The following is a 16,999-nucleotide window of genomic DNA, read 5'->3' as shown; positions in this document are numbered from 1 at the left end:
GCAGTCAGGTTTTTGCTTTGAAGGCTGAAAGATTCAACGGCCGCACCGCGCCCATCCAGATCGCATGATCAGTGTGATCGGCCAGGTCATCGCCAGTCTCCGGGTGCATGAAAATCACCAGCCCCTTGCGGTTGAGGGCCAGCCACGGCAAGACGACGCCGATGTACTGCGGATCGAACGCCAACTGACAACTCCAGTCCGGATGCGGGCCGACCGGACGCTGATGGACGCGGCCCATTTTCAGCGTAAACAGCTGCGCCGCTTCCTCGCACAGGGCTCGCGCCTGCTCGAGAGTTTCTGCGTCGAAATAAACGTGGGCGTGATAGCCCTTGATCCGTTGCATCTGTCACTCCTCGAAAGACCAGCCGAACCCTCGCGGTAAACCACGGGTCAGAGCCATTACACGCTGTAGAAAAGGAAAGTCAGCCATGAAAAACGCCGAAACCCCGGTCATTAAAGTGGTGCTTTACGGTGCCATGAGCAGCCTCGGCAGTGCGTTGATGGCTGAAATGCTGCGACGTCAGCATGAAGTCATCGCCATTCTGGATGATCTTACCGCCCTGGCGCCGCGCCCGGGCCTGCGCGCCAAGACCGGGGATCTCTTCGACCCCGAACGAGTCAAGCAGAGCGTCGCCGGCGCCAACGCTGTGGTGTGCCTGTTGAACGCGCCGGGACTGCCAATGAACAGCGAACAAGTGGAGCGCACGCTCATCCCCGGTCCTGTGGAGCAGGTCCTGGCTGTGGATGCGCTAATTGCCGGCATGCAGGCGGTAAAGATTCCCCGGCTGTTTCTGGTGGGCAATTTTGCCGTGCTGGAAGAAGAGCAGACAGACGATGACTTGCAGCGCCACGCCGCCGAAGAAATCCTTGATGCCCTGAAAAACAGTGCCCTGCAATGGACACTCGTCAATGCGCCTTATGCCGTGCAGGGGTTGAGCATCGAACATTTCAGCCACGTCAGCACCAGCCTGGAGCCCGGCATGGCCGAATCCCTGGAGCGCCTGAGCCGTGTAGCGGTCGGCATTGCCGACGAACTGCGCCTCAATCTGCACATCGGTGAGCATGTCAGCTTTGTCTCGGCTACTTGAGGTGCTCAAACCGCAATAGACGGCAGCGGCAACCCCGTCAACGACTCCGCACTATTGGCCTGTTCTTCCATCAGCCAATCCACGAACAACTTGATCAGCACGCCACGGCGCTTACGCTGGGGCAGGACCACGTAGTACCCCAGCCGGGAAAGCACCGTCTCGGCGATCGGTCGGCACAGCAGCCCCTGCGCCAGCAAGTTATCCACAAGGTGTCGCCAGCCGATGGCGACGCCTTGGCCGCCGATTGCCGCCTGGATAAGTAGCGTGTAGTTGTCGAAGCGCAATTGACCGGGAGCTGGCGGCGACGTGATGCCCAGCTCACGGAATACGCCACTCCACTCGAACCAGCTGCTGCTGTTGCCGCCGCGCAAATGCAGCAAGGGGAATTCCGACAGGGCCTGGGCCGGCAAGGGCAGGGGGCGTTCCTTGAGCAGCAGCGGGCTGCATACGGGATAGACTTCTTCGCTGAAAAGCCAACGACTTTCGCCCTGTTTGAAGCGACCGTCGCCAAACAGGACCGCAACGTCAATATCCGTGCGCAGCATGTTGTGGTTGCGCTCGCTGGTCACCAGGCTAACGTCCACCTGTGGGTTGGCTGCATGAAATCGATGCAGGCGTGGCATCAACCAGTAAGCGGCGAAGGCAAAGTCCGTCGCGACTTGCAGCACCTCGTGCTGGTGCTGGGCAGTGATCGCGTTGAGCCCGGCGTCGATGCTCTGCAAGCCGGCCTGGACCTGTTCGAACAGAATGGAGCCGGCCTCGGTCAATTCGATGCCTCGGTAGATGCGATCGAACAACCGTGCGCCGAGTTGTTCCTCCAATCGTTTGATCTGCTGGCTGATGGCCGGTTGTGTGGTACCCAGCTCAATCGCGGCTGCCGTGAAACTTTGCTGGCGAGCCGCTGATTCGAAGGTGCGGAACAGGTCCAGGGACAGGTCACCCAAGGCGTCATACATAAGCTGTGCTTATCCTAGTCATTATCTTGCATGGGCTTTACCCCAAAGAGCATGGGCTACATGCTCAATCGCAGCAATATCGCATAACCGCTCACTATGGAATGCCGCGAATACATGAAGCGCAAGAACATTCTTTTCATCATGGCCGATCAAATGGCCGCGCCAATGTTGCCGATCTACGGTCCGTCGCCGATCAAGCTGCCGAATCTGTCACGCCTGGCCGAGCAGGGCGTCGTGTTCGACGCTGCGTATTGCAACAGTCCGCTCTGCGCGCCGTCGCGTTTTACATTGGTGAGCGGCCAGTTGCCGAGCAAGATCGGCGCCTACGACAACGCGGCGGACTTCCCTGCGGACGTTCCGACTTATGCCCATTACCTGCGCCGCCTCGGCTATCGCACGGCGCTGTCCGGCAAGATGCATTTTTGCGGGCCGGACCAGTTGCACGGCTATGAGGAACGCCTCACCAGTGACATTTACCCGGCCGATTACGGTTGGTCCGTGAATTGGGATGAGCCGGATGTACGGCCGAGTTGGTATCACAACATGTCCTCGGTGTTGCAGGCCGGGCCATGCGTGCGCACCAATCAGCTGGATTTCGACGAAGAGGTGGTGTTCAAGGCCCAGCAATACCTGTTCGATCACATTCGCGAGGACGGCGACCAACCGTTTTGCCTGACCGTATCGATGACGCACCCACACGATCCGTACACGATTCCCAAGGCATTCTGGGATTTGTATGACGACAAAGACATCCCGCTGCCGCAAACCCCCGACCAGGCTGAGCTTGATCCACACTCCCAGCGTCTGTTGAAAGTCTACGACCTGTGGGACAAGCCGTTGCCTGTGGATAAGATTCGCGACGCCCGTCGCGCCTACTTTGGTGCCTGCAGCTACATCGACAGTAATGTGGGCAAGTTACTGCAAACCCTGGAAGAAACCGGTCTGCTGGATGACACCATCATCGTGTTCTCCGGCGATCACGGGGACATGCTTGGGGAAAAGGGCCTCTGGTACAAAATGCACTGGTTCGAAATGGCCGCGCGCGTACCACTATTGATCAGCGCGCCGGGCCAGTTCGCCAGTGGCCGCGTCGGCGCCGCAGTGTCCACCGCCGACTTGCTGCCGACCTTGGTTGAACTGGCCGGCGGTACGCTGGAACCGGGATTGCCGCTGGACGGTCGCTCGCTGGTGCCGCACCTGCAAGGGCAGGGCGGACATGACGAGGTCTTTGGTGAGTACATGGCCGAAGGCACCATCAGCCCTTTGATGATGATCCGTCGCGGCCCGTGGAAATTTATCTACAGCGAGGATGACCCTTGCCTGCTGTTTGATGTGCGCAATGATCCGAAGGAACTGGAAGACCTCAGCCATTCACCTGAGCATCAATCCCTGTTGGCTGATTTTCTCGCTCAAGCGCGGGCCAAATGGGATATTCCAGCCATTCACCAACAGGTGCTCGCCAGCCAGCGGCGCCGACGTTTTGTCGCCCAGGCGTTGACCCTGGGCAAACTCAAGAGCTGGGACCACCAGCCGCTGGTCGATGCCAGTCAGCAATACATGCGCAACCACATCGACCTGGACGACCTGGAGCGCAAGGCCCGTTATCCACAACCCTGCCCAATAAACCAATAACGTAAGGGGAAGCACATGCAAAAGTTATCCACAGTACTGACCGCCGGGCTGTTGGCGTTGAGCAGTGTGTCGGCGTGGGCCGAGCAGAGTTGCGAGACGGTGAAGATGGCCGATCCGGGCTGGAGCGACATCGCCGCGACCAATGCCATTACCGGTTTCCTGCTGGAAGGCATGGGCTACAAGCCCAAGGTCGACACCCTGGCGGTGCCGATCACCTTTGGCGGGCTCAAGGACGGCCAGGTTGATGTATTCCTGGGTAACTGGATGCCTGCGCAGCAGGGTTTCTATGACAAATTCGTCGCCAACGGTGACGTCACGCAACTGGCAAAAAACCTGGATGGCACCGAATTCACTTTGGCGGTGCCGGACTATGTCTGGAATGCGGGTGTGCATAACTTTGCCGACCTGAACAAGTTCGCCGACAAATTCGATAAGAAGATCTACGGCATCGGCTCCGGCGCCCCGGCCAACCTTTCGCTCAAGGAGATCATCAAGACCAACGATTTCAGCATGGGTGACTGGAAACTGGTGGAATCCAGCGAGCAGGCGATGCTGGCGGAAGTCTCCCGGGCCGTGAAGAAACAGAAATTCGTGACCTTCCTCGGCTGGACCCCGCACCCGATGAACGTGCAACTGAAGATGCATTACCTCAAGGGCGGCGAGAAATACTTCGGCGATACCGGCAGCGTCTACACGCTGACGCGCAAAGGTTATGCACAGGCCTGCCCGAATGTCGGCAAGCTGCTGACCAACCTGAGCTTCACCCAGGAAATGGAAAACAGCATCATGGCCGAAGTGGTGAACAAGAAGGTCAGCAACGCCGAAGCGGCCAAGGCCTGGATCAAAGCTAATCCGGCGGTGCTGGATAAATGGCTGGACGGCGTGAAGACCGTTGATGGCAAGGATGCGCTGGCGGCGGTGAAGGCCAAGCTCTAGGCATAATGGCGAGCCGGCTTTTGTGGCGACGGAGCAAGCTCCCTCGCCACATTGGCTCACCTGATACTCTTGCGCCAAACCCCGTTTTTTGAGGCCCCATGGCAATCCCCACCCGCCATTCGCTTTTCCCTTTCCTGAGCTGGCTTCCTCGGCAGACCCGGGCCAGTGTCGGCCGTGACCTGATCGTCGGCCTCAGCGGCGCGATTCTCGCGTTGCCGCAGTCCATTGCCTACGCCCTGATTGCCGGTTTGCCGCCGGAGTACGGCTTGTACGCGGCGATCGTGCCGGTGCTGATCGCCTGCCTGTGGGGCTCGTCGTGGCACTTGATCTGTGGTCCCACGGCAGCGATCTCCATTGTCCTGTACGCCACTGTCAGCCCTTTGGCCGTGCCCGCTAGCCAGGACTACATCATGTTGATCCTGTTACTGACGGTGTTGGCGGGAATTTTCCAATGGCTGCTTGGACTGTTGCGTTTCGGGGCGCTGGTCAATTTTGTTTCGCACTCGGTGGTGCTGGGTTTTACGCTGGGTGCGGCGATTGTCATTGCGCTGGGGCAGTTGCCGAACCTGCTCGGCCTGGACTTGCCGAATGAAGCCACAGCCCTGAAGAGCCTGCTCATGTTGTTCAGCCACATCGGGGCCGTGGATAAACCTTCGTTGCTGCTGGGTCTGGGGACGCTGATGGTGGGGGTCGTGCTCAAGCGCTTGCTGCCGCGTTGGCCGAGCCTGTTGATAACTTTGGTCATCAGCAGCCTGGTGGTCTGGTTGTGGCCTGGGATGTTCGGGCATGTGGCGCTGGTCAGCGCCTTCGCCGGGCGCCTGCCACCGTTCACCCCGCTGCCATTGGACCTCGAGTTGATCCTGCGCCTGCTGCCCGGTGCCGTGGCGGTGGGCATGCTCGGGTTGGTGACCAGCCTGTCCATTGCCCGTTCGCTGTCGGTGCGCTCCGGGCAATTGCTCGATGCGAACCAGGAAGTCCGGGCGCAGGGGCTTTCCAATATCGTTGGAGGTTTTTTTGCCGGATCGCTGTCAGCCGGTTCCTTCACCCGTTCCGGCCTCAGTTATGAAGCGGGCGCGCGCTCACCCCTGGCCGGCGTGTTCTCGGCTTTGTGGGTGGCGTTGTTTGCAGTCGCCGGGGCGAAACTGATCGCGCACATTCCCATTCCCGCCATGGCCGGCAGTATCTTGCTGATCGCCTGGGGCCTGGTGGACCACCGGGGTATCCGTGCGTTGTACCGCGTGAGTCGCTCGGAATTCCTGGTCATGGGCCTGACCTGCCTGGCCACGCTGCTGCTCGAACTGCAAACCGCCATTTATGCCGGCGTACTGGCCTCGCTGTTCTTTTATCTCAAGCGCACCTCACAGCCGCGGGTGCAGCAATTTCGCGAAGGCGAGGCGGATGTCCTGCGAGTGGGCGGCTCGATCTTTTTCGGCGCCAGCCATTATCTGCAAGTGCGCTTGCAACGCATGACCGCGCAACAGGTGGTGATCGATGCCCAGCAGATCAACTTCATCGATTATTCCGGCGTGGAAATGCTCCACCAGGAGGCCCGGCGCTTGCGCGGCCATGGGCGCAGCCTGACCTTGCGCGGGGCAAGGCCACAGGTGGTAGAGGAATTATTGAAGCTGGAAGGACCGGAGCGATGCCCGATCCTTTTCAGGGACTGACCGCCGCGAGCTGATGACGCAACTCCGCCAGCACCGGCGCGGTGTCCGGGCGCACGCCACGCCACAGGAAGAACGCTTCACCCGCTTGTTCGGCGAGCATGCCCAAGCCATCCATCGCCACCGCCGCGCCTTGCTCCCTGGCCCAGCGACAGAACGAAGTCGGTTCCTTGCCATACATCATGTCGTAGCAAAAGGTCTTGCCGGGTTCGATCAAACTTCCGGCAATCGGCGGTACATCGCCTGACAGGCTGGCGGACGTAGCGTTGATAATCAAGTCCACCGGTTCTCTCAACCAGGCGAAATCGCTCGCCGAGACCGGCCCGAGGTCGGCGAACAGTTCGGCCAGCCTCTCGGCTTTTTCCACCGTCCGATTGGCAATGATCACCGAGGCCGGCGCTTCTGCCAGCAGGGGCTCCAAGGCCCCCCGTACCGCGCCGCCGGCACCCAGCAACAGGATGCGCTTGCCCTTGAGGCTGAAACCGGCGTTGACGGTCAGGTCCCGCACCAGCCCGGCGCCGTCGGTGTTGTCACCCAACAGGCTGCCGTCGGCCAGCTTGCTCAAGGTATTGACCGCCCCGGCCCGCTGCGCCCGTTCCGTGAGGCTGTCGGCCAAACGAAAGGCGTCTTCCTTGAACGGCACGGTGACATTCGCCCCGCGACCCTCGAGGAAAAATGCCCGTGCGCAACCGGCGAAATCCCCCAGGGGCGCCAGCAACGTGGTGTAGCCCAGCGCCTGCCCGGTCTGCTCGGCAAACAGGCGATGGATCAACGGCGACTTGCTGTGGCCGATCGGGTTACCCATTACAACGTAGCGGTCCATGGTGTCCCCTGTTCAGGCTGTCGCCAGCCAATCGCGATCCTGCAGGAAGTATTCGGTCAACCGCGCCTCTTCGCTGCCCGGTTCGGCTTTCCAGTCGTAGCTCCAGCGGACCTGCGGCGGCAGCGACATCAGGATCGACTCGGTGCGGCCGCCCGACTGCAGGCCGAACAGGGTGCCGCGGTCATACACCAGGTTGAATTCCACATAGCGCCCACGGCGGAATTCCTGGAACTCGCGTTGCTGGGCGGTATACGGGTCGTGCTTGCGGCGACGCACGATAGGCAGGTAAGCATCAATGTAGGCATCGCCGATGGCGCGCATGAAGGCGAAGCTGGTGTCGAAGTCCCACGCGTTCAGGTCATCGAAAAACAGGCCGCCGATGCCCCGGGGCTCGTTTCGATGCTTGATGTGGAAATAGCTGTCGCACCAGGCCTTGTAGCGCGAATACACGTCCGGGCCGAATGGCTCGCAGGCCTGCTGGGCGATGCGGTGCCAATGCACGCAATCTTCTTCGACGCCGTAGTAAGGGGTCAGGTCGAAGCCGCCGCCAAACCACCAGACGGGTTCTTCACCTTCCTTTTCAGCGATGAAAAAGCGCACGTTGGCGTGGGACGTTGGAATGTGCGGATTGTGCGGATGGATCACCAACGACACGCCCAGGGCCTCGAAGCCGCGCCCGGCCAATTCCGGCCGGTGGGCGCTGGCCGACGGTGGGAGACCGCTGCCAAAGACGTGGGAAAAGTTGACGCCGCCCTTTTCGATCACCGCGCCGTTTTCAATGACTCGTGTACGACCACCGCCCCCAGCGGGGCGGGTCCAGGCATCCTCGACGAAGCGAGTGCCACCGTCCTCGGTTTCGAGGGCTGCGCAGATGCGATCCTGCAGGTCGAGCAGATAGGCTTTCACGGCCTCGGTGCGAGTAGTCATGACATCACCTTGATCAGGGCTACGTTACGCGACGCACAAAGGGTCGCCGGCAAAATGGGCGCACAGGATAACACCGCATCCACTCACACCACAGTTGACGAAGATCAAGCTTAGGAGTCCGATAGCAGGCTTGGTAAAAAGTCCCACGATAAGGAGAAGGTGAAGATGGCCAAACGTATCCAGTTCAGTTCCCACGGCGGTCCGGAAGTGCTTGAGTACGTGGAGTACTCGCCCGCCGAGCCAGGTCCGCAGCAGGTGCGCGTCAGCAACCGGGCGGTCGGCCTGAATTTCATCGACACCTATTATCGCAGCGGTCTTTATCCGCCACCGGCCCTGCCGTCGGGGCTCGGCGCCGAAGGAGCGGGTGTGGTCGAGGCCGTCGGGTCGGACGTGACTCGCTTCAAGGTCGGCGACCGCGTGGCTTATGGCAGCGGGCCGCTGGGCGCCTACAGCGATGTGCACGTATTGCCTGAAGCCAATCTGGTTCATCTGCCTGAGGCGATCAGTTTCGAACAGGCCGCCGGCGTGATGCTCAAGGGCCTGACCGTGCAGTACTTGCTGCGTCAGACCTACGAGCTCAAGGGCGGCGAAACCGTGTTGTTCCATGCCGCCGCCGGTGGCGTGGGTTCCCTGGCCTGCCAGTGGGCCAAGGCCTTGGGCGTGAAGCTGATCGGCACCGTCAGCTCGGCGGAAAAAGCCGCCATCGCCAAATCCCACGGCGCCTGGGAAGTCATCGATTACAGCAAGGAAAACGTCGTACAGCGCGTGTTGGAAATGACTGACGGCAAGAAGGTCCCGGTGGTGTACGACGGCGTCGGCAAGGACACCTGGCTGACTTCACTCGACTGCACCGCCCCCCGTGGCCTGGTGGTGAGCTTCGGCAACGCATCCGGTGCGGTAGACGGCGTGAACCTGGGAGTTCTCTCGGCCAAGGGCTCGCTGTACGTCACGCGCCCGACCCTGGCGACCTACGCCAACAACGCCGAAAACCTGCAACGCATGGCCGATGAACTGTTCGCCATGATCGCCAGCGGCAAGGTCGTGGTGGACATCAACCAGCGTTTTCCCCTGGCGGACGCGGCCAAGGCCCATACCGAACTGTCGGCACGGCGCACGACGGGGTCGACCATACTTTTACCTTGAGCCAAATGCTCTTGTGGCGAGCGAGCAGGCTCCCTCGCCACAAGGTATCTAGTCTGGCCGAACAATCTGCCCGGTCGCCAGGTCGCGAATCACGCTCGGGTTCTTGCGTCCGCCCAGATTGCCGCCCAGCACCAGATCGATCTGCCCACGGAAATATTGCTCGACGCGGATCCGCGTCCTGGCCGCCGGGCGGCCTTGGGGGTTGGCCGAGGTGGAGACAAGCGGCCCGACCAACGAGCATAAATCACGAACAATGGGATGATCGCTGACCCGCAGCGCGACGGTGTCGTGCACGCCGGTGATCCATTCCGGCAGCATGTCCTGGTGCGGCACCAGCCAGGTATTGGGCCCAGGCCAGGTGCTGGCCATGCGGTCCATCCAGGTTTCGGGGAAGTCCTCGAACAGAAAGTCGAACTGGCGGATATTGTCGGCCACCAGTATCAGCCCCTTGTCGGGCCGACGGGACTTGATCGCCAACAGGCGTTCCACCGCGTCCTCATTCCACGGGTCGCAACCCAGGCCCCAGACCGCTTCGGTTGGATAGGCAATCACCGCCCCGGCGCGAATTTCTCGCGCGGCTTGTTGCACACGCCAACTGTTGACCATGAAAGATTCTCCGCAACACAAATAAGGCTGTGCGCAGTTTACCGATCTTCCCCATAAAACCTAGCGAGCAAACCTAGCTTGTTCGCGCGAACCAGCGCCCGTGCTCACATGTTGCTCGTCCCTCCATTTCCAGATCGGTCAACGCCGCCAGGACCTTGGACAAGCCCCAGCCGCTGGCATCGGCCAATGCCTCACTGGTCAACGGCGCCGCATGGAGCAGGCGCAACAGCGGGTGCGTCACCGGTGTCGGCTCCGCACCGACGGGTAGCCGCTGCCAACCCCGCAAGGCTTCGAGGATGTGCTCGACGGTTTCCACCAGCGCCGCGCCGTCACGGATCAGTTGATGGCAGCCCCGGGCGCCGGGGTGATGGATCGACCCCGGAATCGCATACACCTCGCGGCCCTGTTCCGCCGCCAGGCGCGCAGTGATCAGCGAACCACTGGCGACACTGGCCTCGACCACGAGCACGCCAAGGGACAAGCCGCTGATGATTCGATTGCGGCGCGGGAAGTTGCTGGCGTGAGGCGGCGCGTCCAGCGGGAACTCCGAAAGCACCGCGCTACCCTGGGCGATCATCGCTTCCGCCAGCCGGCGATTGCGCTGTGGATAAAAATTTTCAAGGCCCGTGCCCAGCACACCGATGGTTTGCCCGCCGACATCCAACGCGGCTTGATGAGCGGCCGCGTCGATGCCCAAGGCCAAGCCGCTGGTGATGACAAATCCGGCCCCGGCCAGGCTTCGGGAAAATGCCGCCGCCGTGTCCATGCCCGGACGCGATGCCCGGCGACTGCCAACCATCGCCAGCTGCGGTTTTTCCAGAATCGTCGGGTCGCCAGCCACAAACAGCAGCGGTGGCGCGCCGCTGATCTGCGCCAGCAGTGCCGGGTAGTCTGGCTGGTCCCACATCAACAAATGCTGGGCCTGGCCCTCTAGCCAGGCCATCGCATGAGCGGCGCCGTCACGGATTTCCGCAAGGCGCCGGGCCTCGGCGCACTGGGCGGGCAATCCCAGTGCCCGCCATGCGCTGGCGGGAGCGCTGATGGCTTTGGAGGCTGAGCCGAAAGCTTCCATCAGGGTCATGAAGCGTCTAGGTCCCAGGTCCGGCAAGCGATGCAAGCGCAGACGGGCCTCCAGTTCCGCAGGCGGAACCGAAGCGGATTCAGGCAATGGCATAGATCAATCCTTGATCGTTAGTGACCCCGTTCAAACGAGGACAAGCTGTGGATAACTCTGTTGGTAACTTGTGAGACCCGTTATGGATTGCGCACCTTGTCGAGCACCGCCAGCGACCGCGAGGCATACAGGACCAGGCCATAACTGAGCTTGTCGTAGGTGCGGAACACCATCAGCAGGCCGGCGCGCTCGTCGGGGATCTTCACCGGCGCGCCCGTGATCCGGTCACGCACCGTTTCGCCGGTCTTCATCACGGCCAGGACGTTGCCTTCGGCCAGCCCGTCGCGCCGCCCCTTGTTCAGGGTGACCACGTCCAGCGCGCCGATCTGCGTTACGCCCCGTGGCACGTCGAGAATCAAGCCATTGATATCGGATTTCGGCGCGCTGGGCATGAACGTCGAATTGATCGAGCGTTCTTCGCCGCTGAACAGGCGATCACCGAGGCGCACCTCTTGCGTGGTGCGTTGCAGGGCCAGGGTGGTGACGTCGCCTTCGGTGGCGACGATTTCACCGCTGCCGATGTCATCGGCGTTGATGCCCAAAAATTCCTTGGTCTCGGGGTCGGTGTAGACCTTGCCCTGGCGGAAGATGCCGTACGCCGGCTGGCTCGGATCGAAATCGCCGCGGGCGAAGATACGATCACCGGTGCCGCTGAGCACGCGCTCGGCATCGCCTGCGACGATATACGGCGCCGTGTTGAAGGCTTCCGCTGTGTCGACGATGCGGTTGCTCAGCAAAAAACTGTTGATGGCTTGCAGGGGAATGCTGGGGATGGCGTCGGCTACCGGCGAACTGCGCACGCGCGGCGATAATTTGATGGTGCCGCGCGAGACGCCGCGATTGAGCGTCAGCCGTGGCTGGCCGTTGACGTAGACCAGCGACAGGGTGTCGCCCGGATAAATCAGGTTGGGGTTTTCGATCTGCGGGTTGGCCTGCCAAAGCTCGGGCCATTTCCAGGGTTCGCGCAGGTATTTGCCGGAAATGTCCCACAGCGTATCCCCCTGGACCACTGTGTATTGCTGCGGAAAACCTTCCCGAAGTTGCACTTGCCCGTGCGCGATACCGGCCGAAGCCAGGAGCAGCAGGGCGAGTAGTGATTTCCTCATGCGGTGAATCCCTTTATTATGTGCGTTCGCGTAAAACGCCAGAGCCCCCGTGGCTCGCTACCCTGCGGAGCTATGTTCCACAAGAGCAACGTTTTACAACGGTAGCCTGCATCCCGACACACGCCAGGCCAGCCACCCGACTTTACCTCACACGTGCATTTATCAAGCTTATGGCCATTTTGAACATTCTCGAATTTCCGGACCCGCGCCTACGCACTATCGCCAAACCAGTGGCCGTAGTGGACGACGAAGTGCGTCAGCTGGTCGATGACATGTTTGAAACAATGTATGAGGCGCCAGGCATCGGTCTCGCCGCGACCCAGGTCAACGTGCACAAGCGTATCGTCGTCATGGACCTCTCCGAAGACCGCAGCGAGCCCCGGGTGTTCATCAACCCCGAGTTCGAAACCCTCACCGACGAGATGGAGCAGTACCAGGAAGGCTGCCTGTCGGTGCCCGGTTTCTACGAAAACGTCGACCGTCCGCAGAAGGTCAAGATCAAGGCCCTGGACCGTGACGGCCAGCCTTACGAACTGATCGCCGAAGGCCTGCTGGCGGTGTGCATCCAGCACGAATGCGACCACCTCAACGGCAAGTTGTTCGTCGATTACCTGTCTAATCTCAAGCGTGACCGGATCAAGAAAAAACTGGAAAAGATCCATCGCCAGAACGCTTGATGCTCTTCTTCAAAGGCTTGCCGCGGCAAGCCTTTTTCTTTTTGCGACTGCTTTGTAATTGAGAGCTTCCCATGACTGAGCCACTGCGCATCGTCTTTGCCGGCACTCCCGAATTTGCCGCCGAACACCTCAAGGCCCTGCTGGCCAGCCCCCATGAGATCGTCGCGGTCTACACCCAGCCGGACCGGCCGGCCGGTCGCGGGCAAAAACTGATGCCCAGCCCGGTCAAGCAACTGGCCTTGGAAAACGGCCTGCCAGTCCTGCAACCGCCGACCCTGCGCGACGCGCAAGCCCAAGCCGAACTGGCGGTGCTGAAGCCGGACTTGATGGTGGTGGTCGCCTACGGCCTGATCCTGCCGCAAGTGGTGCTGGACATCCCGCGCCTGGGTTGCATCAACAGCCACGCCTCGCTGCTGCCGCGTTGGCGCGGAGCCGCGCCGATCCAGCGCGCCGTGGAAGCGGGCGATGCCGAGAGTGGCGTGACCGTGATGCGCATGGAAGCCGGCCTGGACACCGGGCCGATGCTGCTCAAGGCCAGCACTCCCATCAGCGCTGAAGACACCGGCGGCAGCCTGCATGACCGCCTCGCGCTGATCGGCCCGCTCGCGGTGGTCGAAGCCATTGCCGGCCTGGCCGCTGGCACGTTGGAGGGCGAAGTGCAGGACGACAGCCTCGCCACCTACGCGCACAAACTCAACAAAGACGAAGCCCGCATCGACTGGAGCCGCCCGGCCGTCGAGCTGGAGCGCCTGGTACGGGCCTTCAACCCGTGGCCGATCTGTCACAGCACCTTGAACGGCGAAGCCTTGAAAGTGCTGGCGGCCAGCTGCGCCGAAGGGAAGGGCGCACCCGGTGAAATCCTCAGCGCCAGCAAGGACGGCCTCGTCGTTGCCTGCGGCGAACAGGCGTTGTGCCTGACGCGCCTGCAACTGCCCGGCGGCAAGGCGCTGAACTTCAGCGACCTGTTCAACAGCCGTCGTGAGAAATTTGCCGTCGGCACCCATCTCGGCCAAGCGGCGGACGCTTCATGAACCCGCGTCTGGCCGCCGCCAAGGCACTTGCCGCCGTCCTCAGCGGCAAAGCCTCGCTGAACAGTTCCTTGCCGACCCAACTGGACAAGGTCGAAGACCGTGATCGCGGTTTCACTCAGGACCTGGCGTTCGGCACCGCCCGCTGGCAACCGCGCCTCTCGGCCCTCGCGGCCAAGCTGTTGCAGAAACCGTTCAAGGCCGCCGATGCCGACGTCGAAGCGCTGCTGCTGGTGGGGCTCTATCAACTGCTCTACACCCGCGTCCCTGCCCACGCCGCCATCGGCGAAACCGTGGGCTGCGCCGACAAGCTGAAAAAGCCCTGGGCCAAGGCCCTGATCAACGCTGTGTTGCGCCGCGCCCAGCGCGAAAGCGAAACCCTGCTGGCCGAGCTGGAGCACGACCCGGTGGTGCGCACCGCCCACCCGCGCTGGTTGCAGAAATCCCTCAAGGCGTTCTGGCCCGAGCAATGGGAAGCCATCTGCGCCGCCAACAACGCCCATCCGCCGATGATCCTGCGGGTCAATCGCCGTCATCACAGCCGCGATGCCTACCTGGCGTTACTGGGCGAGGCCGGCATCCCGGCCATCCCATGCCAGTACAGCCGCGACGGCATCGTCCTGGAAACTCCGGGTGACGTACGTGCATTGCCGGGTTTTGCCGAGGGCTGGATCAGCGTCCAGGACGAAGCCGCCCAACTGGCCGCCGACCTGCTGGAGCTGGCGCCCGGCCAACGGGTGCTCGACGCCTGCTGCGCGCCGGGGGGCAAGACCTGTCACATCCTCGAAGCCGAACCGAAGCTGGCCGGCGTGGTGGCGGTGGACCTGGAGGCCAAGCGCCTGGTGCGGGTGAAGGAAAACCTTGCACGCCTGGGCCTGGACGCCGAGCTGTTCGCCGCCGACGGTCGCGATACGGCGGCTTGGTGGGACGGCAAGCCATTCCAGCGCATCCTGCTCGACGCGCCCTGCTCGGCCACCGGCGTGATCCGTCGTCATCCGGACATCAAGCTCACCCGCCAACCGGACGACATCGCCGCGTTGGCGCAGTTGCAAGGTGAATTGCTCGACGCTTTATGGCTGACCCTCGACGTGGGCGGCATGTTGCTGTACGCCACCTGCTCGACCTTGCCGACCGAGAACACCGAAGTGATCGAAGCCTTCCTCGCCCGCACCCCGGGCGCCCGGGAACTGGACATCGCCACCCAGGCCGGCCTCAAGCAGCCACACGGCCGCCAGTTGCTGGCCCAGGAAGGCGGGCACGACGGGTTCTACTACGCCAAGCTGATCAAGATCGCCGCCGCACGCGGTTAACCGATTCGATAGGAGTGACTGGATGAAAATCATCATCCTCGGTGCAGGGCAGGTCGGCGGTTCGCTGGCGGAACATCTGGCCAGCGAGGCCAACGACATCACCGTGGTCGACACCGACGGCGAACGCCTGCGCGACCTCGGCGACCGCCTCGACATCCGCACCGTGCAAGGCCGCGGCTCGTTGCCTACCGTATTGCGCCAGGCCGGCGCCGACGACGCCGACATGCTCGTGGCCGTGACCAACAGCGACGAAACCAACATGGTCGCCTGCCAGGTCGCCCACACGCTGTTCCACACCCCAACCAAAATCGCCCGGGTGCGCGAAGCCGCCTACCTGACTCGCGCCGACCTGTTCGACAACGAAGCGATCCCGGTGGACGTGCTGATCAGCCCCGAGCAGGTGGTGACCAACTACATCAAGCGCCTGATCGAACACCCCGGCGCCTTGCAGGTGATCGACTTCGCCGAAGGCAAGGCGCAACTGGTGGCGGTCAAGGCCTACTACGGCGGCCCGCTGGTGGGCCAGCAACTGCGCCAACTGCGCGAGCACATGCCCAATGTAGAAACCCGCGTTGCAGCGATTTTCCGCCGTGACCGGCCGATCCTGCCCCAGGGCGACACGGTGATCGAAGCCGACGACGAAGTATTCTTCATCGCCGCCAAGGCGAATATTCGCGCAGTCATGAGCGAAATGCGCCGCCTCGACGAGAACTACAAGCGCATCGTCATCGCCGGCGGCGGCCAGATCGGCGAACGCCTGGCCGAAGCCATCGAAAGCCGCTACCAAGTCAAGATCATCGAGATGAACCCGGCGCGCTGCCGCTACCTCTCCGACACCCTCGACAGCACCGTGGTCCTGCAAGGCAGCGCCTCCGACCGCGACCTGCTGCTGGAAGAAAACATCGCCGACGCCGACATCTTCCTGGCCCTGACCAACGACGACGAAGCCAACATCATGTCATCGCTACTGGCCAAGCGCCTGGGCGCCAAGAAAGTCATGACCATCATCAACAACCCGGCCTACGTCGACCTGATCCAGGGCGGCGACATCGACATCGCCATCAGCCCGCAACTGGCAACCATCGGCACCCTGCTGGCCCACGTGCGCCGCGGCGACATCGTCAGCGTCCACTCCCTGCGCCGCGGCGCGGCCGAAGCCATCGAGGCCATTGCCCACGGCGACGCCAAATCCAGCAAAGTGATCGGCAAAGCCATCCGCGACATCGGCCTGCCGCCCGGCACCACCATCGGCGCGATCATCCGCGACGAACAAGTGCTGATCGCCCATGACGGCACCGTGATCCAGACCGGCGACCACGTGATCCTGTTCCTGGTGGATAAAAAGCACATTCGCGATGTCGAGAAGCTGTTCCATGTGGGGTTGAGCTTTTTCTAACCCCCACCGTACTGATCGTTCCCACGCTCCGCGTGGGAATGCAGCCAGGGACGCTCCGCGTTCCCTCAAGAGCCGAACGCAGAGCGTCCGTAGAGGCATTCCCACGCAGAGCGTGGGAACGATCTCAACCGGTCAATCACTGACACAACCGATAAGGACGCCGCCATGCTCGACTCCCTGGAAAAAATGCTCGCCAAGGGCGTGGACAACGCCCTGCTGCGCTTCGGCCTGGGCAAAGGTTACCTCGACCTAGGCGAATTCCCCCGCGCCGCCGAACACCTCCAACGCTGCGTCGAATTCGACCCCAAGTATTCGGCGGCATGGAAGCTGTTGGGCAAGGCTCATCAGGGCCGAGGCGATGCTGCGGCGGCTCGCCAAGCCTGGGAACAAGGTTTGGAAGCCGCCCGAGCGCATGGCGATAAGCAGGCAGAAAAAGAGATGACGGTGTTTCTGAAGAAGCTGGATCGCCATTCCTGAACGCCACGCACCCGTGGCGAGGGAGCTTGCTCCCGCTTGACCGGGCTGGCGCTCCA

17 protein-coding genes are annotated in these 16,999 nt (G+C 62.1%); 10 read left to right on the top strand and 7 right to left on the bottom strand.

The genetic code is table 11. From position 1 onward, the window contains the following. Window positions 1-4: 4 nt before the first annotated feature. Window positions 5-343: a DOPA 4,5-dioxygenase family protein gene (locus HU742_RS25275; protein ID WP_186643336.1), complete on the bottom strand. Its 339-nt coding sequence runs from the start codon at window positions 341-343 to the stop codon at window positions 5-7. 85 nt (window positions 344-428) lie between these two features. On the opposite strand from HU742_RS25275, the gene HU742_RS25270 reads away from it, so the two are divergent. After that, entirely contained in the window at window positions 429-1,088 is a 660-nt protein-coding gene (locus tag HU742_RS25270) for an NAD(P)-dependent oxidoreductase (RefSeq protein ID WP_186633446.1), read from the top strand. 5 nt (window positions 1,089-1,093) lie between these two features. On the opposite strand, the gene HU742_RS25265 is transcribed toward HU742_RS25270, so the two are convergent. Beyond that, window positions 1,094-2,044, bottom strand: coding sequence for a choline sulfate utilization transcriptional regulator (locus HU742_RS25265; RefSeq protein ID WP_186643337.1), 951 nt, complete (start codon window positions 2,042-2,044; stop codon window positions 1,094-1,096). A 114-nt stretch (window positions 2,045-2,158) separates the two neighbouring features. Between HU742_RS25265 and betC the strand changes: the two genes are divergently transcribed. The 3 genes from betC (at window position 2,159) to HU742_RS25250 (ending at window position 6,279) form a co-directional block, all read left to right on the top strand. Further along, a complete protein-coding gene (gene betC, locus HU742_RS25260) occupies window positions 2,159-3,676 on the top strand; it encodes a choline-sulfatase (RefSeq protein ID WP_186643338.1) in 1,518 nt (505 codons plus the stop codon). A 15-nt stretch (window positions 3,677-3,691) separates the two neighbouring features. Continuing rightward, entirely contained in the window at window positions 3,692-4,612 is a 921-nt protein-coding gene (gene choX, locus HU742_RS25255; protein ID WP_186643339.1) for a choline ABC transporter substrate-binding protein, read from the top strand. A gap of 98 nt (window positions 4,613-4,710) precedes the next feature. Continuing rightward, a complete protein-coding gene (locus tag HU742_RS25250; RefSeq protein WP_186643340.1) occupies window positions 4,711-6,279 on the top strand; it encodes a SulP family inorganic anion transporter in 1,569 nt (522 codons plus the stop codon). On the opposite strand, the gene aroE is transcribed toward HU742_RS25250, so the two are convergent. Both aroE and hemF read right to left on the bottom strand, forming a co-directional pair. Next, entirely contained in the window at window positions 6,269-7,099 is an 831-nt protein-coding gene (gene aroE / locus HU742_RS25245) for a shikimate dehydrogenase (protein ID WP_186643341.1), read from the bottom strand. The genes HU742_RS25250 and aroE overlap by 11 nt on opposite strands. A gap of 12 nt (window positions 7,100-7,111) precedes the next feature. Continuing rightward, window positions 7,112-8,026 carry an oxygen-dependent coproporphyrinogen oxidase gene (hemF, locus tag HU742_RS25240; RefSeq protein ID WP_186643342.1) on the bottom strand — a complete coding sequence of 305 codons (915 nt, stop codon included), beginning with the start codon at window positions 8,024-8,026 and terminating at the stop codon, window positions 7,112-7,114. A 165-nt stretch (window positions 8,027-8,191) separates the two neighbouring features. Here hemF and HU742_RS25235 point away from each other — a divergent pair, with 165 nt between their 5' ends. Next, a complete protein-coding gene (locus HU742_RS25235) occupies window positions 8,192-9,169 on the top strand; it encodes an NADPH:quinone reductase (RefSeq protein WP_186633467.1) in 978 nt (325 codons plus the stop codon). 48 nt (window positions 9,170-9,217) lie between these two features. On the opposite strand, the gene tsaC is transcribed toward HU742_RS25235, so the two are convergent. From tsaC to HU742_RS25220, 3 genes are all read right to left on the bottom strand, one after another. After that, entirely contained in the window at window positions 9,218-9,775 is a 558-nt protein-coding gene (gene tsaC, locus HU742_RS25230) for an L-threonylcarbamoyladenylate synthase type 1 TsaC (RefSeq protein ID WP_186643343.1), read from the bottom strand. A gap of 73 nt (window positions 9,776-9,848) precedes the next feature. Then, window positions 9,849-10,949, bottom strand: a complete 1,101-nt coding sequence (gene dprA, locus HU742_RS25225; RefSeq protein WP_186643344.1) for a DNA-processing protein DprA — start codon at window positions 10,947-10,949, stop codon at window positions 9,849-9,851. A gap of 80 nt (window positions 10,950-11,029) precedes the next feature. Continuing rightward, a complete protein-coding gene (locus tag HU742_RS25220) occupies window positions 11,030-12,055 on the bottom strand; it encodes a LysM peptidoglycan-binding domain-containing protein (protein ID WP_186643345.1) in 1,026 nt (341 codons plus the stop codon). 170 nt (window positions 12,056-12,225) lie between these two features. Here HU742_RS25220 and def point away from each other — a divergent pair, with 170 nt between their 5' ends. The 5 genes from def (at window position 12,226) to HU742_RS25195 (ending at window position 16,943) form a co-directional block, all read left to right on the top strand. Further along, window positions 12,226-12,732, top strand: a complete 507-nt coding sequence (gene def, locus HU742_RS25215; RefSeq protein ID WP_053126951.1) for a peptide deformylase — start codon at window positions 12,226-12,228, stop codon at window positions 12,730-12,732. 71 nt (window positions 12,733-12,803) lie between these two features. After that, window positions 12,804-13,763: a methionyl-tRNA formyltransferase gene (gene fmt / locus HU742_RS25210; protein ID WP_186643346.1), complete on the top strand. Its 960-nt coding sequence runs from the start codon at window positions 12,804-12,806 to the stop codon at window positions 13,761-13,763. Next, window positions 13,760-15,070, top strand: coding sequence for a 16S rRNA (cytosine(967)-C(5))-methyltransferase RsmB (rsmB, locus tag HU742_RS25205; protein WP_186614249.1), 1,311 nt, complete (start codon window positions 13,760-13,762; stop codon window positions 15,068-15,070). The genes fmt and rsmB overlap by 4 nt, the downstream gene beginning before the upstream one ends. A gap of 22 nt (window positions 15,071-15,092) precedes the next feature. After that, on the top strand, window positions 15,093-16,466 hold the full coding sequence (gene trkA, locus HU742_RS25200) for a Trk system potassium transporter TrkA (protein ID WP_186633485.1): 1,374 nt from the start codon (window positions 15,093-15,095) through the stop codon (window positions 16,464-16,466). A 165-nt stretch (window positions 16,467-16,631) separates the two neighbouring features. Then, the gene (locus tag HU742_RS25195; RefSeq protein ID WP_186643347.1) at window positions 16,632-16,943 is read left to right on the top strand and encodes a tetratricopeptide repeat protein; all 312 of its coding nucleotides are present in this window, start codon (window positions 16,632-16,634) and stop codon (window positions 16,941-16,943) included. The last annotated feature ends 56 nt before the right edge of the window (window positions 16,944-16,999 follow it).

The organism is Pseudomonas marvdashtae (genome assembly GCF_014268655.2).
Lineage (GTDB): Bacteria > Pseudomonadota > Gammaproteobacteria > Pseudomonadales > Pseudomonadaceae > Aquipseudomonas > Aquipseudomonas marvdashtae.
Note: the sequence above shows the minus strand (reverse complement) of the source record. Positions and strands in the feature narration are given on the sequence as shown.